The 16763-nt window shown below is 59.4% G+C and carries 9 protein-coding genes; 5 read left to right on the forward strand and 4 right to left on the reverse strand.

The genetic code is table 11. The annotated features are described in order from the left end of the window. The 3 genes from ENN66_00900 to ENN66_00910 all read left to right on the forward strand — a co-directional run. A partial coding sequence (locus ENN66_00900; GenBank protein HDS15192.1) for a pyruvate, phosphate dikinase occupies positions 1-2601 on the forward strand: 2601 nt, incomplete at its 5' end. Continuing rightward, positions 2594-3247 (forward strand): endonuclease III domain-containing protein, encoded by a 654-nt coding sequence (locus tag ENN66_00905; protein HDS15193.1) that lies wholly within the window; start codon positions 2594-2596, stop codon positions 3245-3247. The genes ENN66_00900 and ENN66_00905, both read left to right, overlap by 8 nt. A gap of 9 nt (positions 3248-3256) precedes the next feature. Beyond that, a complete protein-coding gene (locus tag ENN66_00910; GenBank protein HDS15194.1) occupies positions 3257-4432 on the forward strand; it encodes a sensor domain-containing diguanylate cyclase in 1176 nt (391 codons plus the stop codon). Here the strand turns inward: ENN66_00910 and ENN66_00915 are convergent. The 4 genes from ENN66_00915 to recC form a co-directional block, all read right to left on the reverse strand. Continuing rightward, complete coding sequence (locus ENN66_00915; GenBank protein ID HDS15195.1) at positions 4426-5520, reverse strand: PDZ domain-containing protein; 1095 nt, start codon at positions 5518-5520, stop codon at positions 4426-4428. The two genes, ENN66_00910 and ENN66_00915, sit on opposite strands and share 7 nt — an antisense overlap. 117 nt (positions 5521-5637) lie before the next feature. Next, the gene (gene recD, locus ENN66_00920; GenBank protein ID HDS15196.1) at positions 5638-7644 is read right to left on the reverse strand and encodes an exodeoxyribonuclease V subunit alpha; all 2007 of its coding nucleotides are present in this window, start codon (positions 7642-7644) and stop codon (positions 5638-5640) included. 81 nt (positions 7645-7725) lie between these two features. Continuing rightward, positions 7726-11568, reverse strand: a complete 3843-nt coding sequence (locus tag ENN66_00925; protein ID HDS15197.1) for a hypothetical protein — start codon at positions 11566-11568, stop codon at positions 7726-7728. Positions 11569-11600: 32 nt separating this feature from the next. Beyond that, entirely contained in the window at positions 11601-15623 is a 4023-nt protein-coding gene (recC, locus tag ENN66_00930) for an exodeoxyribonuclease V subunit gamma (GenBank protein HDS15198.1), read from the reverse strand. Between recC and ENN66_00935 the strand changes: the two genes are divergently transcribed. Together ENN66_00935 and ENN66_00940 are read left to right on the forward strand one after the other, a co-directional pair. Next, the gene (locus ENN66_00935) at positions 15318-16529 is read left to right on the forward strand and encodes an S-adenosylhomocysteine deaminase (GenBank protein ID HDS15199.1); all 1212 of its coding nucleotides are present in this window, start codon (positions 15318-15320) and stop codon (positions 16527-16529) included. The two genes, recC and ENN66_00935, sit on opposite strands and share 306 nt — an antisense overlap. Positions 16530-16532: 3 nt before the next feature. Continuing rightward, on the forward strand, positions 16533-16763 hold a 231-nt coding region (locus ENN66_00940), incomplete at its 3' end, for a hypothetical protein (GenBank protein HDS15200.1).

Below are 16763 nucleotides of genomic sequence, written 5' to 3' on the forward strand. Positions count from 1 at the left end.
ATGCGTAACCTGCTGGGCGGCAAGGGCGCGAATCTGGCGGAAATGATCAACCTCGGTATACCTGTCCCCCCGGGTTTCACGATCACGACCGCGGCCTGCGTGGCTTTTTATGAAAACCAGCGCCGCTATCCGGACGGTCTTGAAGAGCAGGTCAGAGAGGCCATTCTCCGCACCGAGGGCACCATGGACAAGGGTTTCGGCGATCGTTCCCGGCCCCTGCTTTTTTCGGTGCGTTCCGGGGCCCGGGTCTCGATGCCGGGCATGATGGATACGGTTCTCAACCTGGGGCTCAACGACGACACCGTCCAGGGGCTTATCGCCGGCTCCGGCAACCCCCGCTTCGCCTATGACAGCTATCGCCGCTTCATTCAGATGTACGGCAACGTGGTCATGGGTATCGACGGCGATAAACTTGAGGAACTGCTGGAAGAAGCCAAGGAGAAAAAAGGGGTCGCGCTGGACACTGAACTAGACGCCGAGACGCTGCGGGAACTGGTGCTCAAACTCAAGGCGCGGGTGCGGGAACTGACGGGCCGGGATTTTCCGGAAGATCCTTTTGTCCAACTCTGGGGAGCGATCAGCGCGGTTTTCAGTTCCTGGAATACCAAGCGAGCTGAAACCTATCGCAAGATCAACAACATTCCCGACCACTGGGGCACCGCGGTCAATGTTCAGGCTATGGTTTTCGGCAACATGGGCGAAGAGTGCGCCACCGGCGTGGCCTTCACTCGCGACCCTTCCACCGGTGAAAACCGTTTCTATGGAGAATTCCTGGTCAATGCTCAGGGCGAGGATGTGGTGGCCGGAATTCGTACGCCGCAACCGATCAATGAAGCCGGGCGCAAGGATTCCAACCTGCCTTCCCTCGAAATCGTCATGCCCGATCTCTACCGCCAGCTGGTCGAGGTTTATCAAAAACTCGAGGCTCACTACCGCGAAATGCAGGACATTGAATTTACCATTGAAAACCATAAACTCTGGTTGCTGCAGACCCGTACCGGTAAACGCACGGTCAACGCCGCGATCAAAATCGCGGTGGACATGGCCAATGAAGGGCTGATCGACAAGCGCGAAGCCGTTTTGCGCGTGGAACCCGACAAACTCGACAAACTTTTACATCCGACCCTGGACCCGGCCGCGCCCCGGGATCTGCTGGCCAAAGGACTACCGGCTTCACCCGGAGCCGCCTGCGGTGAAATTGTCTTCAACGCCGACGAAGCCGAAGCCCTGCATGACACGGGTCGGAAGGTGATTCTTGTCCGAGCGGAAACCTCGCCTGAGGATATCAACGGCATGAACGCCGCCGAAGGCATTCTGACCTCGCGCGGCGGCATGACCTCACACGCGGCCGTCGTTGCTCGGGGTATGGGTAAATGCTGTGTTGCCGGTTGCGGCGCCGTGGTCGTGGACTATCAGAACAACGCCTTCAAAGTCGGCCGGCGGATCTTTAAAAAAGGCGAGCGCATCACCCTGGACGGATCCACCGGTGAGGTTTTCGCCGGCGAAATTCCGACCATTACCCCTCAGCTGACCGGTGAATTCGCGACCTTCATGAGCTGGGTGGATCAATTTCGCCGACTCAAGGTCAGAACCAATGCCGACACCCCCCATGACGCCGAAGTCGCGCGGCGGTTCGGCGCCGAGGGCATCGGGCTGTGCCGGACCGAACACATGTTCTTTGAAGAGGAGCGCATCAAGGCCGTGCGTGAGATGATTCTCGCCGATACCCTGGCCGGACGCGAACAGGCCCTGGCCAAACTGCTGCCCGCCCAGAAATCCGATTTCATCGGCATTTTCAAGGCCATGCAGGGCCTACCGGTCACCATCCGCCTGCTGGACCCACCCCTGCATGAATTTCTGCCTCAGGAAGAAGCCGACATCAAGGAACTGGCCGCTGTCATGGGCATTTCCCAGGCTGCCCTGCAGGAAAGAACCGAAGCCCTGCACGAATTCAATCCCATGCTCGGTCACCGCGGCTGCCGCCTCGGTATCGTCTATCCGGAAATTTACGCCATGCAGGTTAGGGCGATCATGGAAGCCGCCTGTGAAGTCGCTAAAGCGGGCTTTGCGGTGATTCCGGAAATCATGATTCCGCTGGTCGCCGATGTCAACGAGCTCAGATTTCTGAAAAAACGCAGCCTCGCCATCTGCGACGCCATTATAGCCGACTACGGTGTCAAACTCGACTATCTGATCGGCACCATGATCGAACTGCCCCGGGCCGCTCTGACCGCCGCTGTCATCGCCGAAGAGGCCGAGTTTTTCTCCTTCGGCACCAACGATCTGACCCAGACCACTTACGGCCTGAGCCGCGATGACGCCGGCAAGTTTCTGCCCGCTTATATCGAACAGAAAATTTTCCCCCAAGATCCCTTTGTCTCAATTGATATCGAAGGGGTTGGGGCCCTGATGGAAATCGGAGTCATGCGCGGGCGCACAACCCGGCCCGAGCTCAAAATCGGTATCTGCGGCGAACACGGCGGCGAACCGGCTTCCATAGCATTCTGCCATCGCACGGCTTTTGACTATGTCAGCTGTTCACCCTTCCGCGTTCCGATCGCCCGGCTAGCCGCCGCCCAAGCCGCTTTACAGGATGTCTGAACCCTGCGATCTGAAAGACGTTTTCAACTGTCTTCTGGCCGCCTTCGGCCCGCGCCACTGGTGGCCGGCCGAAGGGCCGGAAGAGATGATCATCGGCGCCCTGCTGACCCAGAACACCAGCTGGAAAAATGTGGAAAGAGCCCTTGACAATCTGCGTTGGCGGCAGCGGCTCTCACTGGCGGCCATTGCTGCGGCGCCAGTGAGCGAGCTGCAGGAGGATTTGCGCCCGTCCGGATATTTTCGCCAGAAAAGCACGCGGCTCAGAACCCTAGCGACGGCCTTTCTTGAGGCCGGAGGCTTCGACCGACTCCAACAAAAAACCACCCCCGCCTTACAAGAGTGGTTTCTCAATTTAACGGGCATCGGACCGGAGACCGCTGACAGTATTCTCCTTTACGCCTTTGCCCGTCCGCTTTTTGTGATCGATGCCTATACCTTAAGAATCTGCAAACGCCACGGCTGGCTGCCGGAAACGGCCGGCTACCGGGAGGCTCAGGATTTTTTCAGCCGCCGGTTGCCGCCTGATCCGGCCCTTTTTAATGAGTTTCACGCCCTGCTGGTCGAATGCGGCAAAAATTTCTGCCGCTTTCGACAACCACGCTGCCGGAAATGCCCTCTCGTAACCTTTCAGACCATGCCGGAATAAGAGAAAAAGATGAGCTCCGAAGCAAACCCAAAAAACATTGTCATTGACGCCAATAAAGCTCTTTTTGAAAAAATATTCAAGGAAAACCAGGACCTCCGGGACAGCAATCAGGAACTTAGACGCACTCTGGCAACCATTGAACAACTGGCCCGCGAACGAGAACTGCAGCACAGGAAGTTCGCCGAGCTGGAAGATAGAGTGCTCAAGGCCGTTGATCTTGAAAACATGCTTCAGGAGCTCAAAAAGCTGTTAAAGGATGAATTCTCAATTCCCATCGCCGGGCTTTCCCTGATCGGCAATATCGAGAGTGTCGTCAGCCTGAAAGGGCAGCAGATCATGATCTCAACCCACGCTGCGAACGACGATGAACCGCAGAGCCTGCCGGGTCTGAGCTTTATCAGCAAAGAGGATTATCAGCGCTTCTTTCCGGAAAATTTACCTTTTATCTCAAATGGTTACAATGAAGCGTTGCAAAGCCTGCCGGAAAAAGCCAACCTGGAAAAACTGCCCATCGGTTCATACGCCCTGATCCCGATGCTGAGCCGGGGACGGGCTCTCGGTCTGCTTAATCTGGCCAGCCCCGACCCGAAAAAATTCGTCCCAGGAACCGCCACTGACGCGGTCGAAAGCCTGGGCCGCAAACTGGCCACGGTAATCGAAAACAGTCTGCTGATGACTCAGCTGCGCAAACTAATGCGTACCGACCAACTCACCGGTCTCTATAACCGCCGCGCCATGGATGAGATTCTACCGCTGGAATTCGCCCGGGCCCAGCGCTACAATCACCCTTTAAGCCTGATTATGATCGACCTGGACGACTTCAAACAGATCAATGACCAGTTCGGGCATACGGCCGGAGACCGGGTCCTGGCCGCAACCGGCAAGCTGCTCAAGGATAACATTCGCCGCCACGATACCGGTCTGCGCTACGGGGGCGACGAATTCACGATCATTCTCCCCGACACCGACCTGGAGCATGCTCGGCTGATCATTGAAAAATTGCGGCGTCTGGCGGCGCTGACCCAGGTTAAAAGCGACTGCGGTAAACCCCTGGAAATTAAGATGAGCGCTGGACTCGCATCCTTTCCGTCAACTCCGGCGGCCGGGGCCGATGATCTTAAAAAGGCCGCCGACCTGAATCTCTACCAGGACAAGGAAGCCAGGAAAAAAGCGACGCTTCAATAAAGCACCCGCTCGCGCACGCAGACCACTTCGATGAGATTACCCTCGCGTTCGACCATCAGGGTTACCGGTTCCTCGGCCTGCCCCCGAATCAGTTCTACCACCTCCTGCAAGGAAAAATCATCCACCGCCAGACGGTCTACCGCGAGCAGGCGATCACCGGTAAGCAAGCCTTCCCGGGCCGCCGGCGAATCGGCCAGAATGTCGGCGATTTCGTAACCCCGTTCACTTTTAACCATCCGCACGCCGATACCGACCAGCGCCAGACGCGGTTGCCCATCGGCCGGTTTTCTTTCCAGAAAAATCTCAAAGAAATAAGGATGGTTGCGATTATCAAAATCGATTCCGGAAACCATCTCACTGACATGTTCAGCCGTGGAAACCAGCATCGTCACCAGACCACTGTCATTGCCCCAAAGCTCAAAAAAGCCGGCGGCATCAGTTTTCGTCTGGGAAGCGCCGACGACGATTCTGGCCCCGGCCAGTGGAGCCCCGCTGAGTTGGTCGTAAACCCGGCCGCTGATGCCGTTAACCTCTATCCGGCCGGGTTCGGGATCATCCACCTCGGCCATAAACACCTCGAGATGGGATAAAAAGTCTCCCGCCCCGATGCGAAAATTTTTTATCATTCGCGACCGATAACCCTGACAGGAAAAACGCAGGGTTCCGACCCCCTCCGTCTGCCAGAAACTGAACTCCCCCCGGCTGTCGGTCAACACCCGGTGATCAAGAAAAGCGACCTCGCAGTTGGCCAGCGGCAAGCCGCTGGCCCTGACAAAGACCACGCCCTGAATACCGAAATCAGCCCTCGGGGTTTTAACTTCCGGCGACACAACCGCCGGCGGCGCTTGCGGCTCAGGCCGTGACTCCACGGGCGCAACCGGAGCCACCTCCGGCGGTGAAACATGGGACAAATTTGAAGGTCGCGGGGAAAGCCCTTGCCCGGCGGCCGCCGGGGCCGCTTTGTTTTCAACCCTTATTTCCTCGCGGAAGGGTTCGGGATCATGAAAAACAAAGAAGAAGGCTCCGCCGAGCAGAGCAATAAACAATAATAAAAGGACCTTTTCCAGGCTTATCAGGCGATGTTTCATAAATTATATTCCACCTTCGGTTAAAAAGCCGAACTACCCCGGCCTTTGACATAAGCCGTCCATTTCCGGGTAACAGAGCCCACGGTCGCGGCCCAAAACCAACGGAGACTTCCCTCCTCAAAAACCAAGACTGTGGCGTAAGCCGCCGGGGCGCTCGACCCGGCGGCAACGAGCCCGTTCAAGGCCCGCGATCAGTGCGGCGCGGTCCTTTCCCGGCATCCAGATTTCAAGCTTGCTCGCCGCCCGGGTCACCGCTGTATACATCATTTCACGGGTCAGAAAAGGTGTATCATGTTCCGGCCAAAAAAGCACGACCCGATTATAACCCGAACCCTGAGCTTTATGCACGGTCAGCGCGAAAGCGTTTTCGTGGGCCGGCAGACGCCGAGGGGAAAAGACGGCGAAATCACCATCCGTCCTTTTAAACCAGACCTTCAGTCTTCCCGCCGCATCGGGCCGGACCAGCCCGACATCACCATTAAAAAGCCCCAGCTGCGGAGCGTTATTGACCATCAGCAGAGCCTGTCCCTGGTAATAGAGGCCCTGGGGCCGTAAACCAAAGACCGCAGGCAGCAGACGATTGAGGTTATCGACGCCGCAGGGCCCCCGGCGCAACGGAGCCAGAACCCTGAAGCTTTCCAGAAAAGCAAAGGCCAAAGACAACTCATCAAGCTCGGCAAAGGCCGCCAGGGGAACTTCCCGACCCGCCAGTAAGACTGTAAGCTCCGCCAGGCGCCGACGGGCAGACTCGGCCGCGGCGTTTCCCGGCGGCAACCGGCAAAGGGCGATTTCACCGGCGCTGTGGCTGCGGCAAAGCTCGGCAAAACCCTGATCCTCGGCTGCAGCCAGCAGGGCGCGTTGCAGACGGTCAATTTCCCCACCCGGCAAAAACCGATGACTTTTTTTGAGCTCAACCAGGTGATCCTGCAGGCAATGTTCCCGGGTCGCAGGCAGGCCGGGGCGGGTCGTTTGCGTCAGAGTCCTAAAGTCAGCCAGGAAAGCCGGGGAAAAACAGTTAGCGCCGGCCGCCGAGCAAAGTTCGGCAAAAACCGCTCCGGCCTCGACAGAAGCCAATTGGTAACGATCCCCGGAAAGAATCACCGCGCATTCATCCGGCAGCGCGGCGAACAAGGCCGCCATCAGGGCCAACGGCACCATGGAAGCCTCGTCGACAATCAACAGGTCAAAAGGCAGGCGATGGTCGCGATGATAAAGGTAGCCCGCTCCCGGCCGATAGCCCAACAAACGATGAATTGTGGTCGCGGGCAGGAGGCTCAATCTTTCCCGCAGCTCCAAGGGACAGACGAAAGCCTCAAGCTCCGCCAGCAGGGCCTGGCGGAGCCGGGCCTGGGCCAGGCCGGTCGGAGCGCACAGCGCCATCCGGGCACCTGGGTCACCCGCCGCCACCAAGGCCGCGATCGCGGCCAGCACCGCGGTCTTACCGCACCCCGGCCCTCCGCTGATCAACGTAAAACGATTCCGCAAGCCGGCGCAGACCGCCGCGGCCTGCAAGCTGTCATCCGGGCCGAGAAAACGCGGCGCTAAGTTTTCCCGGAAAAACGGCTCCGGCGTCAGAGGCCGGGGCGCGACCGCGAGCCGTTGCCGAATCAAGCCCGCCAGCCGCTGCTCAGCCTCGTAGTAGCGTTGCAGATAAAGACGGCCGTCATCGTCAAGAACCAGCAGCTGCCGCCGCGAAAAGGCTTCCTCAGGACCGGCGACCGCGGGATGGGCGCGCAGAAAATTCTCCCAGTCCGGTGGCCACTCCAGCCCCGGGGCCAAATCATCGCCCGGCCTCTCCGCCTCCGCAAAGCGGGTCACATCGTAAAAAAACTCCGGGGCAAGAAACGCCTCGTCTGCCGTCGGCGAAGCCCGGACGACATCAGTTTCCACGTCCTCCGCAAGGCCCAGCCAGGCCGCCAGATCCGACGGCAGAGCACGCAACGGCAAACAGACCTGACGCCGCCGGTTAACCACATGGCCCGCCAGCAAAGCCGCAAGATACAGAGGCCAACAGCTTTCATCCCCGGCTCGACGACAGACCAGCCGGGCGAAATGAATATCTATATAATCAAAAGGCCCGGGAGTCACCAGAGCTTCAAGCCGGGCTATCTCTTCACACGCCATTCGCGCTTCCTTTTTGCGAGTCGGCGATGTTTGCCGGACTCGTAATAAACACCAACACAGGCCGTTTGGCTAATACGACGCTCAAGGCCCAACCGGGTCGCCGCAGACCATTTGGGCCAGGGTTTCGACCAGAAACCGGGACGGGCGGTCGTAAAAAACCCCGGTCGCGGCGTCATTACCGTTAATTCCCCGCAGATATAGATAATAAACTCCGCCACAATGCCGGTCATAGTCATAGTCGACGAGATGGGCGGCAAGAAAACGATGCAAGGCGATCAGGTAAAGATGGTACTGCAGAAGATAATCTTCCTCAAGGATATTCTGTTGCAGGGCCGCGGCCCTATAATCGCCCCAGCTCGGACCCAGATTATTGGTTTTCCAGTCCAGCAGATAATAACGTCCCCGATAAGAAAACACCAGGTCGATGTAACCATTGAGAAATCCGCGTTCCGGTTGGGACCCGGCAAAGCTGAAACGCCAGCGCTCAAGCTGTTCCCGGGGCAGATGCGAAAAAGCCGGCAACCCCGAGGATTTAAAAAGCGCCGTCAGTTTTTCAGCTGGCGGAAAAGCCGCCAGCGGCAACCAGAATTCCATTTCCCGCACCCGTTCCAGAGCGGGGTCGGCAAGCCGGAAAGCGCCATCCGGCCCCGGCAGCGGAGTCTGCAGAACCAGTTCAAGAAGCTTGAGAAGCAAACGTTCCCGCCGGCTGCCGCCGTCCGCTGCGGGCGCGGCAGCGTCCCCTTCCCCCAGCCCGAAACGTTCCAGGGCCCGGCGGATAATCGTGCGCGGCGTTCCCTCCGGCTGTTTGCCGGCGGCCGCGAAAAGAGAAAAATCGATCTTTTCAAAAATTTCATGCACGGCGTTGCCGGTTGCCGTGCCGCCCGGAAAAGCGGCCAGCGGCGAGGCCGCTGAACATTCCGGAGCCGCGCCCGCCGCCGGCGGCGCCGGTCTGGAAGCGGCGCTGAAGCTCTGCCGCTCCGCCCCGGTCAACCGGGAAAAGCTTAAAATGCCGGCCGCAGGAAGCAGCGGCCGGGTAAAATTTCGCGCCCGGAATACTTCCGGCCGCCCGAAAGTCTCCGCCGTCAGACAAAGGCCCTGTTCTTGGGGAATGGCCCCGACTATCCCGGGCGCCGTTTCCCAACGCCGAGAGCGCTCGTCATTGATCAGCTCCGAGCTGGCGGCCGCGGCCCCGTTCAGCAGAAACTCCCGCCGTTCAGCTTCATTCCGGGGCGGGCGGCGCAGATACATCAGCGCCGTTTTCCCACTGTTCCGGGTCTGCGGCCAGGCCAGATAGAGCGCGGTCACGGCCCGAGTCACGGCCACGTAAAAAAGTCTGAGCTGCTCGGCCAGTTCCTCGGCCGCAACCACCTCGCCGATCATCGGGTCGGATCTGGCGGAAAGATCCAGACAACGCCGAAACCCACCTTCGGGACGAGGTTGATGAAAGGAACCGCGCAAATTTTTTCCGTTACCGGGACTGAAGCCGCGCGACCACAAAAAGGTAGCGAAAACCACGGGAAACTCAAGGCCCTTGCTTTTATGCACGGTCATGATACGAATAGCGTCGGCTTCACTTTCAAGTTTCAGTTCAGATTCCTTTTTTTCACCGTCTGTCCCCTCCTCAAGCCGGCGCTCAAACCAGAGCAACAAAGCGGCCGGTGAAAAAAGATTTTCCCGTTCGGTCTCATGCAGCACCTCACGCAGATGCAGGAAATTGGTCAGCGCCCTTTCCCCCTTTCGCCCCCTGGCCAGATGCAGAGGAAACTCCCTGGCGGTCTCGGGCCGCGGCTCCACGCCGGTAAAATCCGGAAACGTGGAGAGCAGGGCCGGCAAACCATGTTTACGCCAGGTCTCACGACCCTGAAAAAAAGCCCCACGCCAGGCTTCATACTCGGCGCGCCAGGGCTCCGCCGCCGATGAACCGCCGCCTTCCGGGGTTTCATGAAAGGCCGCCAGACGAGCGCCGGACAGACCCAGCAGACAGGTCCCCAGAGCGGTCGCAAGATAACGATCGTTATCCGGGGCCAGGACAGCCCGCAGGAAAAGGAACAGATCGCGGGCTTCGCGGCTTCGCCAGAGATCGCCGGTCGCCGTCACCAGGGCCGGCAGTCCCCGGGCCAGACAAAGTTCCCAGAGCTGTTTCGCTTCCCGATTGGTGGAGGTCAACACGGCAATATCCGAGGCTCGCAGAGGACGGCGCCGACCGCTTTCGGTTTCGACGAGTTCGGCCCGCCAGCCGCTGCGGTTTTCCTCCCGGGCCAGCCGTAGAAGTTCAACACAACGATCCGCGACCGCGCCGCTGATGCGGCTGCCGGCCTCATAGGAGGAAAGCGGACGCGAATCTTCTCCGGGCAGATGCCAGAAGGTAAGCGGCGCGGCCGGTTCGGAGTCGATAAAAAGCTGCAGTCGGGCCGGACCCCCGCTGCGCATGGGCCGATAATCAATGCCGTCAAGTAAAAAGGGAGAAGGCCCCTGAAAAAGATAATTGAGCGCCTGCAGCAGCTCCGGGGTCGACCGATAGTTACAATCCAGGGTGGCGCGCCGCTGATCGTTTTCCCGAGCGGCCTCCAGGTAAGAAAAGATATCGGCGCCGCGAAAACCATAAATGGACTGTTTCGGATCGCCGATACGATAATAAAGCAGGCCGGGCTGCCGAAAAAGAGCATTAAAAATCGTATTCTGGACCGGATCGGTATCCTGAAATTCGTCCACCAGGGCTACCTTGAAGCGCTCTCCGGTCAGCCGCCGCAGAACCCGTCCGGCCGCGCCCGTCAGAGCCTGGCGCAGGCCGGTAAGAAAATCGCTGTAACCCTGCTGGTGCGCCCTTCTTTTACAGGCTTCCAGCCCCGCCGGGCCACTGGCGTAGGCGATAAAATCACGCTTGACGGCGACCAGCAAAGCCGCCGCCGTGACATGGTAATCCTGAACCACGGCATACAGTTCCTGGGCCCAGTCAAAAAAAGGATGCTCAGGCCGCAACCGCTTTTGTTTCAGCCGCCGTTCCAGACCCGCGTTCGTAAAACGTTCAAGCAGCGCCAGTCCGTTCTCATCGAGCCAGTCGGCCGCCGCCAGCAGTTCAGCCAGGGCCTCGGCATATTCGGCGAAGTTCTCCGGCCGCCAGAGATTTTTTTTCAGCGCCTGGTCGGCAAACAGGGCCCGCTCAATGGCGTCACGTTCGGTTTGCAGCCGCGCCAACCCTTGACGACAAGCGGACGTGTAAACCCGCTCCAGCTTTTCCAGAACCGTGCCGTAAGCCTGAAGGTCTTCCGCCCAGCTCGCATGTTCCGGCTGTTCCGGCAGAAAAGCCAGCTCCGGATCCTGATCCAGCAACGCGCCCAGCGCGTACAAGTCCTCGGTCGTCAGACCCTGGGCGACGACCGTTTGCGCCAGCACCGGGCGGCCCTCATAAAAGGTTCGACGCCAGTAATCCTCGGCTACCTGTTTTAAAAATGAGCGGTTCTCCCGGACCAGTTCAAGGCCGCCCCGCCGCCCGCACTCAAAGGCGTAATCGTTCAGAATCCGGTTACAAAAACCATGAATGGTGGTAATCACCAATTCATCAAAGGCCGCCAGGACGCCGTGCAGGCGTTCGCGCAGGCGCGGCAGATTCAGCCCCGGCCGCGCCAAGGCCCGGTTCAGCACCCGACCTAGATCATCTTCACCCACCGCCGCGCCCAGCGCGATATTTCCCAATCGGCGCGAGGCCTGGCGCAGGATGTCACGAATTCTATCCTTGAGTTCTTCGGTCGCGGCTTCGGTAAAGGTTACCACCAGTATTCCGGCGGGCCGCAGATCGTCGCGCTCCAGCAAAAGCCGCAGAAAAATAAACTGAATCGTATAGGTCTTGCCCGATCCGGCCGCCGCTTCAATCAGGACCCGGCCCTGATCCAGCGGATATGCGGTGATATCATATTCACAAAACATAAAAACTCTTTTCCCGCTTCAGGGTCTCTCTTCTACCCCATGAACAAGGGGCCCAGACGGCGGGCCAGCGCGGCGAAATCTTCCCAGAAACTTTTCTCGCCGAAACGATCGCCGAAACAGAAATTAAAGGAAGGATCACGAACCGCATGATTTCTTTCCCCGGCCAACAGGCTTTGCGACTTGAAACAAGCCGCCCTGAACGCCCCCTGTTCTCCCAGTTTTTCAACCTTTTTACAAAAGGTTTCGTACCAGGGCAGGGAAAGGGCCGGTAAAAAAGGCAGGGGCCGCCGCAGACCCTCGCAAAAGGTAGTCAGAAGCAGTTCGAAATCAGCCTGTACCACCGCCTTCGGGTTGAGCGCGCGCACCAGCAGCCCTTTTTCGAATAAAGCCTGAAAGCGGGTTTCCAGAACTTCCGGCACCCTCGGCAGCGGAACGGCCATTTCCAGAGCTTTATGCCAAACCGCGGTTCTGACCCGGTCACGCTCCGTGATTTCACGGGCGGGACGATACAGAATCTGCCGGCAGAGACCGTCCTCGCCGCGATAAAGTGAAGCAAAGCGGCAGAACAGTTGCAGCCGCGCGCCGTTTAGCGGCAGCTGCAACAAACAGTCCGTAGGCTCCAGATAAACCGCGCAGCAAGGATCAAGGCGCGCGGCCAGCGCCAGCGCGTCCTGCACGCAACGGCGAAAAGCCATTTTCCCCGGAACCCGCAGCGGCAACCGTCCAGCCGCGACAAAACGCCTTTCCAGCTCCCGGCGGACGGCGTCCGGATCGGCCCTCTCCTCCCGGCGCCGGCGCAACAGCCAGCCGATCATCTCGTCGTGCAGCTGATAGGCGACCTGGGGTTCCAACACGAAGGGCTCACTTTCGTCAAATTCCTGCCGCACCCTGATTTCGGCCAGCAGACCGAGACGTTGCTTGAAAAAAAAACGCACCGGATTGACAAAAAAGCTTTCCAGCTCCGCCAGTTCGAGACGCTCGGGACGTTTTTCAGCCAAAACCGTCGCCAGTCCGCTCGCGGTTTCCGAAGGCGGACCGGCCAGGGCCGTAGCGACCGCGGCCTGACTCTGGTCGTAGGAAAAAAGCTCGGGGCCGTTTCCAGTTTCCCCGGGCCTAAAATAACGTCGGCTGAACGGTTGCGGGGGATGATCAAAAAGCAAGCTCGCGTGGGCCGCCGCCGCGGCGGACGGAGAAGAGAAATATTCATCGATATAGTCGATGAGCTCGCCGACCACCACGGCCGGCGGTCGCGGATGGTTATCCCCGGGGTCCCGGCCGCAGAAACTCAAAACCAGGGTCCGGCGTGCCGCGAGCAGGGTTTCCAGAAAAAGATAACGATCCTCGTCGCGGTCGGTCCGATCCCCGGGGCGCGGCCGGGCGGCGATCAGATCATAGGACGGCGGTCTCGTTCCCCGAGGGAATTCTCCGTCATTAAGACCGAGCAGACAGATCATGCGCGCCGGAACCGCGCGCAATTGCAGCATCGAGGCAAAAGTTACGCCCCCATTCAGGCCGACGGCGGCGGTGGCGGAAAGCCTGAGCAAACGCTGCTCCAGGATGGCGATCAGGGTTTCGACTTCCAGACCTGAATCCTCGGCCGGGGCCGCTGCGGCCCGGTCCCAGGACTCGCCGAGCTCAAACAACACCTGCTCCAGAAGGCCAAGACCGGATTCTTCAAGGGCGGCGTTATCGGGACAAGCCATAAAATCCCGGCGCAGTGTTTCAAGTTCCCGGCGCCAGCCTTCAGGGGGCAGAGACCGGCGCAGGCGCTCCCGAGTGTCCTTGAGGGCCGCGACAAAAGCGCAGAAAGCGCCGAGAGCCAGGGCCTCGGCCCCTTCCATCCCGGCCAACGGCATCAGGCCTGAAGCCGGCGGCGCGGGCCAGAGTTCGTTTTCTTCAATCGCGTTCCGATTGACTCCGTCACCGGCCAGGCCATAGCCCGCGAGCAACCGTTCCAGCCCCCAGTCAAGAGAATGTTCGGCAAACTCGACGCCAACCGTCTCCAGACGAAAAGCTTCATCCAAGCCCCAACTGATCGCCGCCTGGCGCAGCCGCAGGCCCAGGATTTCAAGCTCGGTTTCCGGAACGCCGAAACGACCGCGCACCAGATCCTGACTGAACAGTTCAAACAGCTCCCGCAGGCTGTAACGACCACGCGGCAGACGCAGCAAGGTCAGCAGGATCCGGATCGCGGGCAGCCTCAGAGCGGAATCTTCTCTGACCAGATAAAATTTGAGCCGGGGCCGCCGGTCGCCCGACGAACGCGCCCCGAACACCGCCTCGACATAAGGAGCATACAGCGAGATATCGGGAGCCAGGACTAAGATGTCATCAACTTCGAGCTTCGGATCCCGCTCCAGGGCTGCCAGAATCGTATCGTAGAGCACTTCAACTTCACGGGCGCGGCCGTGACAGCGATGCAGCTGCAGGGAAAAATCATTTTCCGCCAGGGGCAGGGGCGCGGGCGGCGGCGCCAGGGAAATAATCTGCCGCTGCAGCGCGGCCAGCAGGAAGACATCCTCCGGTACCGCGAAGGTTTCGCGGTAGGAATCAACCTCAAGCGCGCTCACATTTTCAAAAAAAGCCCGGCCCAGACGACCCCAGGAAGCCAGCAGCGGATGACGACCGGCAGCGGCGGCCGGGTCAGGCGGACTTTGTCCACCGGCGGCAGGCTCCGGGCGTGAATCCGCTTTTTTCCGCGGCCGGTACTGATCACCCCAATATTCGGCGCAGGGATTGAGATAAAAAAGATGAACCTCGGTCAAACGCGCAAGCGCCTTGAAAAGATCCAGGTAAACCGGCGGCAGGGCCGCGAAACCAAAAAGAAAAAGACGGGACGGCAGGTTGTCGCCGATGACGGAGACATCGAAAGGCGCGGGGTCCGGAAAAAATTCCGGATAGATGATGCGATTAACCTGCTGATGCAGAGCCGCGAAATGGAGCCCGGGCCGAGCGGAGACCAGTTTTTGCCAGAGCGCTTTCTGCCAGTGCGCGGCCGGCAGAGGGGAAAGCGGATTTTCTCCCCGTTCCCAGGCCTGAATGAGTTCCGGACGGCCCAGCAGATAACGATTAAAAAGATCGGCCAGGGAAGCGGCCAGTTGATAGCGGGAAAGTTGATCCCCGGTTTTTTTTAGATAATGTTCAAGTTCCGGAAAGCGGCTCGTCAGGGAATCATCCGCCAAGGCAAAAAAAATGCGCCAGAGCAGAATGTCGGGCGCGGTCACATCCTCGCCCGCGCCGGCCTCGACCAGGGTTCGTCGTAAGGGAGCCAGCACGTTTTTCTCGAGAAAGGTCTGGGGGAAAGGACAGCTCAGATTGGCGGCAATCCCGTGCCGGCGGGCGAGAAAGAATTTAAGCCAGCGCTCCATGCCGCGACCGGGAAGAATCACGATTTCCGGGCTCAGCAGCGCCGCAGTTTTTTTCCGGCCCAGATAAACGGCCAGCCCCTGAGCCAGCTCCTCCAGGGCATTACTGGCATGAATAAAAAAACCGGCCACGCGGGTTTCCTTTCTCCCTGAATCTGTGCTACAAGCTGGTTTTGCGAATTCGGTTTTCAGTCCGGATGATTTCCACTTGTCCTGAGACGTAAAAAACAGGAAAAAAGTATTATGTCCCCAGCTTAAAAACTGGGGACATAATACTTTTTCCAAATTAACTTTTGGCGATTTTCGGCCCAGGGTGCAACCCACCCGCGACCCTCTCGCCACCAGCGTCATCATACCAACGGCCTTGGCGCCGTCCAAATCGAGATGAACCACGATCCTCGCCCCCAACTGTTGCGGGCGGCAGTCATTATGAGTCTGCGGCCGGGAGAAGCGCCGCTGAACGACGGCGGTTTGCTGATCACAAGTAACCCCGCCGAGCGCCGTATTCTGGCCGTCGGCCGCTACCGGGAGCTGCGCCATGAGGGCGATTTTCAGGAAATCGATCTGGGTCCGGTAACCGTGGCCCCGGGCCTGATCAACGCCCATACCCATCTTGAAATCTCGCATCTGCAAGGCCGGACCAGCGGCGGCCGGGGTTTTGTCGCCTGGCTGAAAAGCCTGGTCCCCCATCTCAATGAGCCGCCGACGACCACGGCCCTGCGGCAAGCCTTAGACGAACTGCGTGACTGCGGCACGGTTTTTACGGCCGACATGGCCGACCGCCACGCCGCCCGGCTGACCGCGTTTCTTGACGAACAAGCGTTCCCCCACTGGCTCATGGTGCAACATTTCGGTTTTACCACAGCCTCCGCGCAGATACCACTGCCGCCAACGGCGGCCGAAATCAGCCACCCCGAACTGGCGCAAAGAGCGGATTTCTGCCGGGCCGGACACGCCTTTTACTCAACCCGGGCAAGCACCCTGCAGGCAGCCTTCAAGTGGTGTCAAAAAGAATACAAACCTTTTGCCCTGCACCTGGCCGAATCCCCGGCCGAGCTCGAAATGCTGGATCGGGGCCGAGGTGAAATGGCCGATTTTTTTCGCGAGACCGGAATCCTGCCCCCGGATTTCAAGCCGCCCGGCCTCTCGCCGATAAGTTATGCCGAGCGGCTCGGCCTGCTCAGCCGCCACACCCTGGCCATTCACTGCGTCCATCCCGTTTCCGACGACATCGAAACCCTGGCCCGCCGCCGGGTCAACGTCTGTCTGTGCCCGCGCAGCAACGCTTTTATCGGGGTCGGCCGGGCGCCCTGGGAACAATTCGCCGCGGCCGGCATTAATCTCTGTCTCGGCAGCGACAGCCTGACTTCCAATCACGATCTCAATCTCTGGCATGAGCTGGAATTTCTCTGCGCTTTTTCCCCCGGCACACTTGATCTGGAAAGCGGACTCGCCCTTTTGACCCGCAATGCGGCCCGGGCCCTGAACCTTAACCGGGATTACGGCAGTCTGGAAGCCGGTAAAATCGCGCGCTGGAGTATCGTGCCCGGCAATATTCTGAACCTTTTCCGCCGACCGGTAAACATTTTCCCCTAAACCATGTATCAATCCTTTATCTTTTATATCTTCGTCATTCTCATCTACACGGCCCGGCCGCCGCGCCTGGCGGAACTTTTTTCCCCCAGCTCCGCTCTCGGCCTGGCCTGCGGCCTGCTGCTGATTTTTTTCATCTTCGTCCGCCATCGCTGTCGCCGGCTTCGGGAGCGGGGACCGTGGCTGAGTGAAGATCAGTTCCCCGGGCTTTATGACCGGCTGCAGCTGCAGCTGCAG

Source organism: Pseudomonadota bacterium (assembly GCA_011049115.1).
Classification (GTDB): Bacteria; Desulfobacterota; Anaeroferrophillalia; order Anaeroferrophillales; family Tharpellaceae; genus DSCM01.

Excerpts from the sequence above, each read along its gene's own strand:
- ENN66_00905 (HDS15193.1), top strand. The coding sequence starts at position 2,594 with ATGTCTGAACCCTGCGATCTGAAAGACGTTTTCAACTGTCTTCTGGCC.
- ENN66_00910 (HDS15194.1), top strand. The coding sequence starts at position 3,257 with ATGAGCTCCGAAGCAAACCCAAAAAACATTGTCATTGACGCCAATAAA.
- ENN66_00915 (HDS15195.1), bottom strand. The coding sequence starts at position 5,520 with ATGAAACATCGCCTGATAAGCCTGGAAAAGGTCCTTTTATTATTGTTT.
- recD (HDS15196.1), bottom strand. The coding sequence starts at position 7,644 with ATGGCGTGTGAAGAGATAGCCCGGCTTGAAGCTCTGGTGACTCCCGGG.
- ENN66_00925 (HDS15197.1), bottom strand. The coding sequence starts at position 11,568 with ATGTTTTGTGAATATGATATCACCGCATATCCGCTGGATCAGGGCCGG.
- ENN66_00935 (HDS15199.1), top strand. The coding sequence starts at position 15,318 with ATGAACCACGATCCTCGCCCCCAACTGTTGCGGGCGGCAGTCATTATG.
- recC (HDS15198.1), bottom strand. The coding sequence starts at position 15,623 with ATGGGGGACCAGGCTTTTCAGCCAGGCGACAAAACCCCGGCCGCCGCT.